Here is a 12,997-nt window from a genome sequence, read left to right as displayed (position 1 = left end):
CGACCGCCAACCGGTAATGATCACGCGCTGCTCTCCAGTCGACACGTTGTGCGTATCGATCAGAGTAAGAGACGGTGCCCACCGGTGAACAGGGCTCACCGTCCGGCGTGGTGATCCATCCAGCCGACCGCGGTGTGCACCGCCGCCGACATCGGCAGCAGACGGGCGACGGCGTCCCCGACCGATCCGTGGCGGGTGAAGTCCGCCCGGTCGAGGTCCTCGCCGATCGCGGCGAACGGGGCCGCGTCCAGGTGCGGGGCGACGAAGTCGAGCCGCTCCCGGCGGCCGTCCCGGAGCACGTAGCAGCGGTAGGGGCGGAGCATCGGCGGGCGGTGCGACCGGTACTCGGCCAGGTGCAGGGCGGTGCACGACGACCAGCCGACGCCGAGCAGCAGGATCCGCGCGTCGGCGGCCTCCAGGGCGGCCAACGGGGAGCGCTGGCCGAGGTGCGAGTCGAGGTCGTGGACGCGCATCAGCGCCTGTGCCCGGGGGCCCCACGCGCTGAACGACGTCTGCGGGTGGCGGCTGCGCACCGCGCCGGGCAGCCGGCGTACGTGTTCGGCGAGCGCGCCCACCCCGAACGACGGCGTGGTGGCCGGGTCGAAGCCGGGCATCCGCTCCTCGTACGCCCGGCGTTCGTCGTCGGTCATCCCGGCGGTCGCGGTGCGGTAGGCCGCGCTGCTGACCGAGTTGTCGGGGGTCTGCGCCGGCACCACGACGGTGCCCGCCGGCCCGACGGCCGCCCGGAGCGCCCCGGCCAGGGTGGCCGCGCCACCGGTGACCGGGCCGACGGCGCGCATCGCGCAGTGCACGAGCACGACGTCGCCGGGGCCCAACCCCAACGCCCGCAGCTCGGCGGTGAGGGTGCCGAGTCGGTGCCCGGCGCGGACGGCGGTGGTCACGACGGCCACCCGGCCACCGCGTGGGCCACCTGCCGGAGCAGCCGCGAACCCACCGGGGTGAGGGCGTCCGCCCGCTCCAGGGCGCCGATGGCCTCGGCCGTCCAGTCCCGGTACCGCCGGTAGACCGCCCGCGCCCCGTCGACGTGGCGGTCGGCCCGGACGCGCCAGATGTCGGCCACCGCCGCGTGCGCGTAGATGCCCTGCAGAACCGCCTCCGGCGGGCGCGGGTCGGGCCGCCAGCCGACCGTGATCCCGACCGGCCGGGTGCCGTCGACGAGGTCGTAGAGGTCGAGCAGGGCGTTCATCTTGCTGTGCTGGAACTCGTGCACCAGCAGCACCGCCAGGGAGCCGGCGTCGGTCTCCGTGGCCGCGACGCCGCCGAACGCCTGCCGCGCGGTCGAGGCCTCGCTCACACCGGCGCCGCTGCGTCGCAACGGCACCAGGGCCCGCAGGCCGGCGCGCAGTTCCTCGGCGTGCCCCGGCGTCTCGTCCCGGACGATCGTCCAGGCGGCGCCGAACGTGGTCGCCCAGTGGGCGGCGGCCGCGTCGTCGAGCCGCCCGGCGGCGGGCAGCCGGTGGCAGTCGCGGTGCGGGTCGCCGTCCTCCATCAGGACCGTCACGTCGTCCGCGACCAGAGCCCGGGTGGGCTGCCAGCGGGGCTCGTCCCCGGCCGCGTCGACGCGTACCGTCACCGCTCCGGCGGTCACCCGCAGCGACCCGGGGCCGACGTGGACCTCCGCCGCGCCGTCGCCGACCTCGGGCAGCAGCACGGTGCCGACGGTCGGCAGGTGCAGGCGGCCGGCCCGGACCGGCACGGCGAGCCGGAGCGTGATGCCGGCGTCGCGCGCCACGGCGGCGGCGATCGCGGCCAGGTAGTCGGCTCCGTACCGGGCGCCGGTGCCGGCGCCGGCCAGGCACTCGACGGCCCACGCGCGGACGTACGGGTGGGCGGTGACCCGGGCGACCGACTCCGGCGCGTGCCGGTCGAGGTCGGTCAGGGCCGCCCAGCCGTCCGCTCCCGGACCGGGGCCCGGCAGGCCGGCGGCCACCGCGCCGAGCAGCGCGCGGACGATGGCGGTCTGCGCCTCCACGAGCCGGCGGACGGCGGACCGGTCGCCGGTCGAGGCCGCGAGACGGTCGATCAGGTCGTCGGCCGGCTCGGCGGCCAACGGGGCCGGCGCGGACGCCGGCGGGTTCTCGTTCACGTGCACGATCAGCTCTTTCAGATCGACGCAGTAGACGCTGGGACGGTCGAAGTGCCCGTCGCCGTAGCGGTGGGCGAAGAGGCCCCCACCGCACTGGGCGACCACCGGGCAGCGCCGGCACTCGTCGCTGAGCCCGGCGCGGCCGGCGCGGCGGCGGGCCAGTTCCGGGCTGCCGGCGACGTCGTCGGCCGAGTGCGAGAAGACGGTCATGCCGGTGGCGGGCGCGCCGTCGTACGTGGTCTTGAGCGAGTCCGCCTGCTCCCACTCGCCGTCCGTCTCGATCACGGCCAGGTCGACCGGGTCGAGGCCGAGCCACTCGGTGCCGCTGGGACCGCCGCCGGCCGTGGACCGGAGCGAGTCGAAGAGGCGGACCGGGACCGGACGTCCGTCCGCCCGCCACCGGTCGTAGACCGCGCGGAGCCAGTCGGCGTACGCGGCGCCGCCGCCCGGCCGTGGGGGTGGGCTGTCCCAGGTGGCGTGCGGCAGCAGGAAGTCGATCCGGGGCGGTCCCTCGGCGAGCAGCGACTCGTAGACGGCGAGCGGGTCGTTGCGGACGTCGACCGTGCACAGCAGCCCGGACCAGAGCCGCCGGTAGGCCGGGCGGCGGAGGAGGGCGAGGGCCCGCAGCACCTGGTCGTGGCTGCTGGCGCCGTTGCGGAACCGCCGGTGCCGGTCGTTGGCGGCGCGGTCGCCGTCAAGTGAGACGCCGACCGCGACGTCGTACTCGGCGAGCAGGTCGCAGAACCGTTCGGAGAGCAGCACCCCGTTGGTCTGCATGCCGATCCGCAGGTCGGTGACCGGGGCGACGGCGGCCCGGAGGTCGGCGAGGACCCGGCGCATCCACTCGGGGCCCAGCAGCAGCGGCTCCCCGCCGTGCAGGATGACCGAGACGCGCGGCAGGTGGTGCGCGGCGGCGTGCTCGGCGATCCGGCCGGCCGCGGCCCGGAGCACCTCGGGCGTCATCCGCGCCGGGCGCCGGCGCCAGCTCTGGTCGGCGTGTTCGTAGACGTAGCAGTGGTCGCACGCCAGATCGCATCTGGAGTGGACCTTCAACACGAACTCGGTCAGCGCCGCGGGGGCCGGCCCGGGGGACATCGTCGGATCAGATGAACGACGAGAACTTCGCGGCGGGGATCCTGGACTGATCGAGGTGAGCCGCCATGACCCGGCGCACGATCGGCGAGATGTCCGCGGCGGAGAGGCGGTCCAGCGGCTCCGCGCGAACCCTGCCCAGCGACACCGGGGGCTCATCCTGGGGCATGGGTGCGGTTGTCATGAGTCTTCCTTAGGTATTCGTGTGCGCGCCGTGCGGGCACATGAAGCGACGGCCTACCGTAGTGCGTCCATAGGTTGATCACCATCAACCCACCGGTGCGACACGGTCCTCATAAGACTGAGTGCGGCGAGTGTCGGCGGTGGCGTCGTGCGTGCGGCGAGGGATCAATATTATGCCCCTTTTTGGGCATCAGGCATGATTCAAAAGTCCAGACTTTTACAGAAATCGGCCACCTCGTCGCAACATGCGTGTGTCCGGCTCGCGTCCCTCCGGCACGGGCCGCGAAGACGTTACGTCTTGACGAACAGCGTGTTATCGCTCACAGTCGATGCCATAGGACGGCGACGCCTGTGGCTTACCGGGCAGGCCCTGCTTCGTCGAACCCTGGGTCGGACGTGCCTCACCATGCGTGGTGCCGAGTGTTAGCGCTAACAGGTCCTGACCCACGTCCCGGTCCGTCCGGCCCCGGGCGGACCGCACGGCTCTGTTCACCGGAGGAGGATCATGTTCGCCCTCGATAGGTCCCCATCGATCGTGTCGTCGCCCCGACGGCGCAGGTGGCTGCCACGGCTCGTCGCCGCCGGCGTAACGGCGGTGCTGGCGGGTGTCGGCGCCACGGCGGTGGTGTCGACCCCCGCCGCCGCGGCGACGGTCGACACCAGCGCGTGGTACGTGCTGGTCAACCGCAACAGTGGCAAGGCCCTCGACGTCTACAACCTGGCCACGAACGACGGCGCGCGGATCGTCCAGTGGGCCCGCAACAACGGCAACCAGCAGCAGTGGCAGTTCGTGGACTCGGGTGGCGGCTACTACCGCCTGCGGTCGCGGCTGTCCGGCAAGGTGCTGGACGTCTACAACTTCTCCACCGCCAACGGCGCCAACATCGTGCAGTGGTCAGACGCCAACGGCGTCAACCAGCAGTTCCGGCTCGCCGACTCGGACAGCGGCTACGTCCGGTTGATCAACCGGAACAGCAACAAGGTGGTGGAGGTGCAGGGCGCCTCGACCGCCGACGGCGGCAGCATCGTCCAGTACGACGACTGGAACGGCAGCAACCAGCAGTGGCAGCTCGTCCGCGTCGACGGCGGGGGCAACCCCACCACGCCGCCGCCGAGCGGCGGGTGCAGTCTCCCGTCGAGTTACCGCTGGAGTTCGACCGGTCCGTTGGCGAACCCGCGGTCGGGTTGGGTGTCGTTGAAGGACTTCACGGTCGCTCCGTACAACGGTCGGCATCTGGTCTACGCGACCACGCACGACTACGGGTCGTCGTGGGGGTCGATGAACTTCGGGTTGTTCACCAACTGGTCGGAGATGGCCTCGGCGAGTCAGAACGGCATGTCGCAGGGCACCGTCGCGCCGACGTTGTTCTACTTCGCCCCGCGCAACATCTGGGTCCTGGCCTACCAGTGGGGTCCGACCGCGTTCTCCTACAAGACCTCGACCGACCCGACCAACCCCAACGGCTGGTCGGCGGCGCAGCCGCTGTTCACCGGCAGCATCTCCGGTTCCGGCACCGGCCCGATCGACCAGACGCTGATCGCCGACAGCCAGAACATGTACCTGTTCTTCGCCGGTGACAACGGCAAGATCTACCGGGCCAGCATGCCGATCGGGAACTTCCCCGGCAGCTTCGGCTCGTCCTACACCACGATCATGAGCGACTCGACGAACAACCTGTTCGAAGCCGTCCAGGTCTACAAACTGCAGGGCCAGACCCGCTACCTCATGATCGTCGAGGCGATCGGGGCGCAGGGCCGCTACTTCCGCTCCTTCACCGCCACCAGCCTCAACGGCTCGTGGACCCCACAGGCAGCGACCGAGAGCAACCCGTTCGCCGGCAAGGCCAACAGCGGCGCCACCTGGACCAACGACATCAGCCACGGCGAGCTGATCCGCACCAGCGCCGACCAGACCTTCACCGTCGACCCCTGCAACCTGCAACTGCTCTACCAGGGCCGCGCCACCAACTCCGGCGGCGACTACGGCCTCCTGCCCTACCGTCCCGGCCTGCTCACCCTCCAGCGCTGACGTAGCAGAGAATCGGGAGCCTGGCCCGCGACCGCGCGGGTCAGGCTCCCCGCGCGGTGGGATCGTTGCCCTTCAGGCAACGATCGTCCATCGGATCGTCATTGATCACCCGGGTTCTGCCGGCCGAGACTGGTTGTCGACGGCAACGGAGAACGAACGACACCGGGGGTTGACCAGATGTCCTTCCAGGCATACCTCGACGCGATCGAGGACCGGACCGGCAAGACCCCGCGCGTCCTGGTCGACGAGGCCAGGCAGCGCGGCTACGACCGCACCGACGTGAAGGCCGGCGTGATCGTCGACTGGCTGAAGGAGGAGTACGGCCTGGGCCGGGGGCACGCCATGGCACTGGTGCATGTGATCAAGAAGGGCCCGACGATCAGCGCCAAGCACGTCGGCTCCACCGGCTCGCACCGCGACGCCACCGACACGTTGTGGCTCGACGGCAAGGCGGCACGGGCTTCCGCGTAGGAGATCGTCGCCGACCCCGGGTGGGCGCCGGGCCGGAGGACTCCCCGACCCGGCGCCTCGGCGTCAGGACGCGTACGCGGTGACCGAGTCGATCCGGAGGCCGCTCGCGCCGGTCGTCCCGCCCGGGTAGAGCGACACCTGCGTGACCGAGCCCAGGTCGAGCGGGCCGGGGGTGGCCCACGGCGGCGGCGCGAAGTCGCCGAACGGCACCTCCACCACCCGCGCCTCGGTCCCGGCGAACGTGAGCGTCTTCTCCCAGTAGAAGCCGGACGCCACGAACTGGACGGTCAGCTGTTGCCCGTCCGCGCCCGGCTCGACCCACATCCGCAGCCCGCTGGTGCCGCGCCAGTCCTGCGGCACGGACAGGTTGCGGATGACGCCCGCGTATCCGCTGGCGCCGGGCGTCCAGTCCAGCCGCATGCTGTGCCCGCTGCCCTCCCCGGCCGGGGCCAGTGTCGCGGTGATCGGGTCGCCGCCGGTGTTGCGCGGGTAGGCGGCGGCCAGCGCGGCGTCCGACGGGTAGGTGTCGAAGTCGTCGACGACCACGCCGGGCAGGTCGGCGCGGGTGGTGAACGCCGCGGTCGCGGTGGTCGAGCCGTACCCGTTGGTGGCGGTGATCCGCACGTGCAGCGTGGTCCCGGCGGGCCACGCCGTGGTCGGCGTGAACCCGGGGCTACGCAGGCCCGACGCCGCCACCAGCGGCGCGCTCAGGTCGGAGTGCGCGGAGACGGTGAGCGAGTAGTACGCGGCACCCGGCGCGGCGGACCAGTCCAGCGCCGCCAGCCGGCTCACCCCGGTCGCGTCCGGCGCCGGCGCGGTCAGCGCGAAGGCGCCCGGCGCGGTGCTGGCCGTCGAGTCGGAGCGGGCGGTCAGCGCCACCGAGGCGACCGCGAAGCGGGCGTCCCGCCCCCACACCACGCGCATCCCGTCCACCCCGCGCAGGCCGGAGACGGAGAGCGCGTACCGGCCGGGGCCGACCCGGTCGATCCGGGGCCGCACCGTACGCCAACCGCTCGTGCCGTCGGCGGACACCTGGAGCACAGCGCGGGGGCGCCCGGACGAGGCGACAGTGACCGTGGCCGCGGTCAGGTCCGCGCGCCGGTACCGCAGCTCCCCCGAGCTACCCCGCCCGGGCGCGACCAGCACGCCGTCACCGGCCGGCGTCCGGCGCAACGAGTCGCTGTGCCCGGCGCTGACGAACCAGTCCTCCAAGGGGTCGTACACCTGGTCCTGGGACGGGGTGGTGCCGACCGGCCGGGACACGGCCAGGGCGGCGCCGGTGGCGTCGACCGCCACCACCCGGTAGGAGATCGGGCCGGTCGGGGTGGTCAGGTCGAACCACGGGGCGTCGTCGGCGCCCACCGGCTCGGTGCCGCTGACCGTGGCCCAGGCCCCGCCCGGGCCGCGCCGCTGCACGAGGTAGCCGGCGGCGCCCGCGGTGCCCCGCCAGCGCAGCGTGTTGATGCCGTAGTCGGCGTCGACGGCGGTCAGCAGCGGTCGGTCCCCGGTCACCGCCGGCGCGGGACGGCCCGACATCCGGCCGGCGAAGCGGGTCAGGGCGGCGACCGCCGTCCGCATGGCCGGGGTGTCGCCCGGGTAGTGCACCGTGAAGCCGTCGCCGTGCGGCACGAAACCGTGGTGGTCGTGGTGGCCGAAGAGCGACCAGAACAGCGCGCCGGTCACGTCCGGGTTGGCCGCCACCTGGTCCAGCAGCTCGTCGGTGGCCTGTCCGGAGCCGAACTCCCCGGCGATGTAGACCTTTCCGGCGGCGGTGGCCGCGGCGGCGTCCGCCGCGATGCCGGCCGCGGTCGGCGGATAGTAGTGCGAGTCGCTGATGTCGACGTGCGGCGAGGCCAGGACGGCGGGGTCGACGCCGTGCTGGTTGCCGGCGGCGACCAGTTGGCGCGGAGCGAGTGTCCTGACGTGGCCGGCGAGGTCGTCGACCCAGTCGGCGGTCATCCCGTTGAGTTCGTTGCCCAACTCCCACGCCATGATCGTCGGATCGTCGGTGTACGCCGTGCCGGTGTAGCGGTTCTTGTGGGTGAGCAGCGTCCGGACGTACTGCTTGAACGCGGCGCGCGCCGCCGGGTCGGTGTAGAACGCCGCGCCGTCGTCGTCGGTGCTCAGGCCGAGCCAGCGCAGGAAGTCGTACCGGCCGCCGTGGTAGTACTGCCAGTTGTCGGTGAGCGGGACGATCAGCCGCAGGCCCTGCCGGCGCGCCTCGGCGATCGCGTAGTCGATCCGGTCGAACGCCTCCGGGTTGAACTCGCCGAGCGCGGGTTCGAGCGACCGTGGGTGTCCGGTGGAGACGCCGAGGGTGTGGGCGCGGACCACGGTGGCGCCCATCCGCCGGGCCGTGGTGAGCCCGTCGCGGATCCGGAAGTAGGTGGGGTGGTCGACGGCCGGCGGGTCGGCCGGGTCGGTGCCGCCGACGTTCTCGTCCAGGCCCAGCCAGTACATGTTGGGTCCGGTGAACCGGAAGGGCCGCCCGGCGAGGGTCAGCCGGGTGCCGTCGCGGACCACGAACGTGTGGTCGGCGCGTCGGGCCGATTCGTCGGGTGCCTGCTGCCGGGCGCCGGCCCCTGCCGGTGGGGCGGGCAGGGCGGTCGTCGCCAGCGCGGCGAGGACCGCGACGACGACGGTCCGGCGGATGCGCAGTGTCATCGGAAACCTCCGCAGCTGTGCCGCCGGGGACGGCGGCGACCGAGCGGCGACGGCGTCCGTCGATGTCCGGCCGTCGCCACCGCTCACTGAACCGGTTAAGGTATCGAGCGTCAAGCGCTGGAAACACCGCGTTATTCGAACGTTATCGATGACGTCACGAGCCTGGGCTCGTCCGAGCGGACGCCTGAATCGGTTAACGGACGGCACCGGCCGTCAGGGTCCGAGCATGAGCGGGCCCGCTCACAACCGCTCCGGGGTGCGGATGCCGAGCAGGTGCAGACCCTGGTGCAGGACCCGGGCCGTCAGGTCGCACAGCACCAGCCGGCTCTCCCGCACCGGCCCCTCCGCCCGCAGCACCGGGCACCGCTCGTAGAACGCGCTGAACGCGGCGGCGAGCCGGTGCAGGTACGCGGCCAGGTGGTGGAACTCCAGGCTGCCGGCCACCGCGTCGACCACCGCCGCGAACCCGATCAGCTCGACGGCGAGCGCCCGCTCGGCCGGCTCGGCCAGCGAGATCCCCGCGTCCGGACGCGCGGCCACGCCGGCCCGCCGGAAGATCGACCGGATCCGCGAGTACGCGTACTGCAGGTACGGCGCGGTGTTGCCGTCCAACGCCAGCATCCGCTCCCAGTCCAGCACGTAGTCCTTGTGCCGGTCGCCGGACAGGTCCGCGAACTTGATCGCGCCGATGCCGACCGCACGCCCCACCTCGGCCGCCTCCGCCTCGCCCAGCTCCGGATTGCGCTCCCGGGCCAACGCGGTGGCCCGCTCCACCGCCTCGGTCAGCAGGCCGACCAGCTTCACCGACCCACCGGCCCGGCTGCGCAGCATCCGCCCGTCCGCACCCAGGATCGACCCGAACCCGACGTGCTCGGCCCGCGCCGGCGGGGTCAGCCAGCCGGCCTGCGCGGCGGCCGCGAAGACCATCTCGAAGTGCCGCCGCTGCGGCAGCCCGACCACGTAGAGCAGCCGCGTCGCGCCCAGCGTGCCGGTCCGGTGCCGCAGCGCCGCCAGGTCGGTCGCCGGATAGCCGTACCCGCCGTCGGACTTCCGCACGATCAGCGGCAGCGGCTCGCCGTCACGCCCCACCGAACCCGGCGGGAACACGCACTCCGCGCCGTCGCTGCGCCGCAGCAACCCGAGCCGCTCCAACTCGTCGACGGTCGGCGCGAGCAGATCGTGGTAGCTGCTCTCCCCCCGGAAGTCGGCCCGGGACAGGGTCACGTCGAGCAGGTCGTACACGGTCAGGAAGTAGCTCTCGGACTGCGCCACCAGCAGCCGCCACAGCCGGAGCGTGGCGGGATCGCCGCCCTGCAACGCCACCACCCGCGACCGGGACCGGTCCCGGAACGCCGCGTCGTCGTCGAACTTCCCGCGGGCCGCCGTGTAGAACGCGTCCAGGTCCCCCATCGACAGCTCCTGCGCCGCCTCGGCCTCGCCGAGGTCGACCAGGTGCTCGATCAGCATGCCGAACGGGGTGCCCCAGTCGCCCAGGTGGTTGGCCCGCGACACCCGGTGCCCCAGCCACTCCAGCGTCCGCGCCGCCGCGTCCCCGATCACCGTCGACCGCAGGTGCCCGACGTGCATCTCCTTGGCCACGTTCGGCGCCGAGTAGTCGACCACCACGGTCTCCGGCGCGGCGGCCACCGGCACCCCGAGCCGCGGATCGACCGCGAGCGCGGAGACCATCCCGCCGAGCGTCCGGTCGGCCACGGTCAGGTTCAGGAAGCCCGGCCCGGAGACCTCGACCGCCGCGCAGAGGTCGGCCAGCTCCGCGCGCTCCCGCACCTCCTCGGCGACCGCCCGCGGCGGCCGGCCGAGCCGCCGGGCCAGGCCCAGCGCCGCGTCGGACTGGAAGTCCGCGTGCTGCGAGCGCCGCACGACCGGGTCCACCGGTACGCCGGCCACCGCCGCGAACGCCGGCGCCAGCCGGTCGGACAACAACTTTTCAAGATCCATCGGTACGCCGATCTCGCTCGGATCCGTCGCGCGGATCACCGGTCGGGACTGCGGCGGAACGAGGACGATCGACGACGACCGGCGGCTCGATCCGCCGGTCGCAGGAGGGGAAGGCTCAGCGCAGGCGGTCGCGGGACCGCCGGCGTCGCAGCGCGCCGAGCCGGACGTCGGAGGACGCCGTCGGGTACGCCTGCGCGCTGGTCATGTGGGCAGCGTAACCGGCCGGTCCGGGGTACGCGCAACCGCGTACCCCGGACCGGCGGGTCGTCAGGCCGGCGTGGCCGCGGCCTTGCGGTAGCGCTCGGCCCGTCGCCGCACCTGGGTGTACGCGCCGGTCAGGCCCATCGCCCGGCGGGCCTCGACGAGCGTGCGACGCACCTCGGCGCGGGTCCGCTCGGTGCCGGCGACGATCAGCTCGTCGACCAGACCGGGCTGTGCCTCGAACCGGGCGCGGCGCTCCCGGATCGGGTCGAGGAACCGGTTGAGCGCGGCCGCCAGGGCCTCCTTGACCTCGACGTCACCGACCCGGCCGGCCCGGTAGCGGGTCTTGAGGTCCTCGACCTGCGCCCGGTCCGGGTTGAAGATGTCGTGGAACTCGAAGACCGGGTTCCCCTCGACCGTCCCGGGCACGTCGGCGCGGACCCGGTTCGGGTCGGTGTACATCCCCATCACCTTGCGGCGCACGGTCGCCGCCTCGTCGCAGAGCGCGATCGCGTTCCCCCTGCTCTTGCTCATCTTCCCGGCGCCGTCCGTGCCGACCAGCGTGGGTGTCTCCGACATGATCAATTCGGGCACCGGGAAGACCTCGCCGTAGAGGTGGTTGAACCGGCGGGCGATCTCGCGGGTCACCTCGACGTGCGCGGCGTTGTCCTTGCCCACCGGCACGACCTGCCCCTTCACGCAGAGGATGTCGGCGGCCTGGAGGACCGGGTAGCCGAGCAGCCCGTACGGCATCTCGTCCTTGCCCGCGTCCCGACTCATCTCCTTCAGCGACGGCACGCGCTCCAGCCGGGGCACCGTGATGAGGTTCTGGAAGAGGGTGTTCAGGTCGCCGACCTCGGGGATCGCCGACTGGAGATAGAACGTGGCCCGGTCCGGCTCGACACCGACGGCGAGGATGTCGGTGACCATCTCCCGGGCGTTGTGCGCCACCCGCTCGATGTCGGCGCGGCTGTTGCGGGTGGTGAGCATGTGCAGGTCGGCGATGATGAAGAAGCTCTCGTAGCGCTGGTGCAGCCGCACCCGGTTGGCGATGCTGCCGACGTAGTGACCGAGGTGCAGCCGCCCGGTCGGGCGGTCGCCGGTGAGCATGCGTGCTGAGGACATGGTGGTACGCCTTTCGTGCCGGTTGCTGGCGGGGACGCGCGGATGCGCGGGCCGACCCGGGTGGCCCGGATCGGTGGAGGCGGGCTCGTCAGAGCGAGCGCCGCCATCGCCCGCCGGCGCGGAACCGCAGCCCGCCGGCACGAAGGACGTCGAGGATCTGCTCCCGGCCGTCGTCGGCACGGCGACCCCGGAGACCGACGGGGGTCTCCGGGTCGCAGGTGTTCGACCGGGGCATGTCTGACACGGTAGCGGCTCGCCGGCCCCACCGGCTGCCCCTCAGGCGGTCAGTGCTGCCGGTAGCTCTCCGTGTAGTAGGTGCCGACCCGGTCCCGGTAGTCGGGCCGGCCGAAGTCGTCCGGGTCGAACGCCGGGGACTCCTTCACCTGATCCCGCGTGCGGTCCACGTGCACCACGCGCTCCAGGTGGTCGACCCGGGCGACGGTGCCCGCCGGCAGCAGCACCTTCTTCCCGAAGATCCAGGGCCCGGTGTCCACCACCAGATACCGGGCATCGGCGTCCTCGCTCGCCTCGTCGATCGAGCCGATCCGGCCGTCGGTCGCCTCCACCCGGTAGCCGGTGAGGTCGATCGGCGTGCCCGGGCCGGGCGCGTCCGGTCGGTCGTCCGCGTCCCCGGACCGCTGCTGCGGCACGTCGTCCGGGTCGGTCTGCTGGTAACCGCCGGCGAGAGCGGCGGGATCCCGCCAGGACCACGGGTTGAACGGCTGCATCACGGCACCTCCGGATCGTCGTCTCGGCACTCTCGACGGTGCCCCACCGAGCGCCGCCGGAAACGCGGACGCAATTTCGAATTCACCTCACCTCATTCCTGCGAGATAGCTCATAGCCCGCGCCGTGTCGTCTCCGCCCCAGCTCAGGGCCGATGCGACGGTCGGTCGGCACACCGGCTGACCACCGGTGGTGTGACCGGCGCACATTCGGCGGCAGTCGCCACGTCGACCATTCTTTGCCCGCATCGGTGGCAGCGAACAAAGGAGTGCAGATGCAACGGCTCATTCGACGCGTCGGTGTCTCGACGGCCGCGGCGGTCGCCCTGGTCGCGCTCACCGGCGCCACCCCGACGTCGCTCCCCGAGGCGCTCTGCGGCCCCGGCTACGCCGCCGTCGACCAGGACCCGATCCACGACGCCGCCACCGGGGAGCCGCTCG

The 12,997-nt window shown here is 72.8% G+C and carries 11 protein-coding genes (1 of these 11 cut by a window edge); 3 read left to right on the top strand and 8 right to left on the bottom strand.

All coding sequences use genetic code 11. From position 1 onward, the window contains the following. Positions 1–95: 95 nt before the first annotated feature. From O7600_RS17685 to O7600_RS17675, 3 genes are read right to left on the bottom strand one after another with little or no spacing between them, the layout of a single operon-like run. Entirely contained in the window at positions 96–911 is an 816-nt protein-coding gene (locus O7600_RS17685; protein ID WP_281588764.1) for an AAC(3) family N-acetyltransferase, read from the bottom strand. Then, entirely contained in the window at positions 899–3,202 is a 2,304-nt protein-coding gene (locus O7600_RS17680; protein WP_281588763.1) for an FxsB family cyclophane-forming radical SAM/SPASM peptide maturase, read from the bottom strand. The genes O7600_RS17685 and O7600_RS17680 overlap by 13 nt, the downstream gene beginning before the upstream one ends. Before the next feature lie 7 nt (positions 3,203–3,209). Continuing rightward, positions 3,210–3,383, bottom strand: coding sequence for a hypothetical protein (locus tag O7600_RS17675; RefSeq protein WP_176558965.1), 174 nt, complete (start codon positions 3,381–3,383; stop codon positions 3,210–3,212). Positions 3,384–3,887: 504 nt separating this feature from the next. Here O7600_RS17675 and O7600_RS17670 point away from each other — a divergent pair. Further along, the gene (locus O7600_RS17670) at positions 3,888–5,411 is read left to right on the top strand and encodes a non-reducing end alpha-L-arabinofuranosidase family hydrolase (RefSeq protein ID WP_281588760.1); all 1,524 of its coding nucleotides are present in this window, start codon (positions 3,888–3,890) and stop codon (positions 5,409–5,411) included. Between the two features lie 177 nt (positions 5,412–5,588). Then, positions 5,589–5,882, top strand: a complete 294-nt coding sequence (locus O7600_RS17665) for a DUF4287 domain-containing protein (RefSeq protein ID WP_281588758.1) — start codon at positions 5,589–5,591, stop codon at positions 5,880–5,882. 63 nt (positions 5,883–5,945) lie between these two features. Here O7600_RS17665 and O7600_RS17660 read toward each other — a convergent pair whose 3' ends face one another. From O7600_RS17660 to O7600_RS17640, 5 genes are all read right to left on the bottom strand, one after another. After that, positions 5,946–8,546 carry a cellulase family glycosylhydrolase gene (locus O7600_RS17660; RefSeq protein WP_281588756.1) on the bottom strand — a complete coding sequence of 867 codons (2,601 nt, stop codon included), beginning with the start codon at positions 8,544–8,546 and terminating at the stop codon, positions 5,946–5,948. Between the two features lie 240 nt (positions 8,547–8,786). Next, positions 8,787–10,505 carry an arginine--tRNA ligase gene (gene argS / locus O7600_RS17655; protein WP_281588755.1) on the bottom strand — a complete coding sequence of 573 codons (1,719 nt, stop codon included), beginning with the start codon at positions 10,503–10,505 and terminating at the stop codon, positions 8,787–8,789. Positions 10,506–10,772: 267 nt separating this feature from the next. Beyond that, positions 10,773–11,831, bottom strand: coding sequence for a tryptophan--tRNA ligase (trpS, locus tag O7600_RS17650; RefSeq protein WP_281588753.1), 1,059 nt, complete (start codon positions 11,829–11,831; stop codon positions 10,773–10,775). A gap of 88 nt (positions 11,832–11,919) precedes the next feature. After that, complete coding sequence (locus tag O7600_RS17645; protein WP_157779165.1) at positions 11,920–12,066, bottom strand: hypothetical protein; 147 nt, start codon at positions 12,064–12,066, stop codon at positions 11,920–11,922. 49 nt (positions 12,067–12,115) lie between these two features. Further along, positions 12,116–12,559, bottom strand: coding sequence for a PRC-barrel domain-containing protein (locus O7600_RS17640; protein ID WP_281588748.1), 444 nt, complete (start codon positions 12,557–12,559; stop codon positions 12,116–12,118). 272 nt (positions 12,560–12,831) lie between these two features. On the opposite strand from O7600_RS17640, the gene O7600_RS17635 reads away from it, so the two are divergent. Continuing rightward, positions 12,832–12,997, top strand: the start of a protein-coding gene (locus tag O7600_RS17635) for a hypothetical protein (RefSeq protein WP_281588746.1). 284 nt of this gene lie beyond the right edge of the window; only the first 166 of its 450 coding nucleotides appear in the window; the start codon lies at positions 12,832–12,834; its stop codon lies beyond the right edge, outside the window.

The sequence above is a fragment of the Micromonospora sp. WMMA1998 genome (assembly GCF_027497375.1).
Taxonomy (GTDB): domain Bacteria; phylum Actinomycetota; class Actinomycetes; order Mycobacteriales; family Micromonosporaceae; genus Micromonospora; species Micromonospora sediminicola.
The sequence above is the reverse complement of the archived record's forward strand: the minus strand, read 5'-3'. Positions and strand labels throughout refer to the sequence as shown.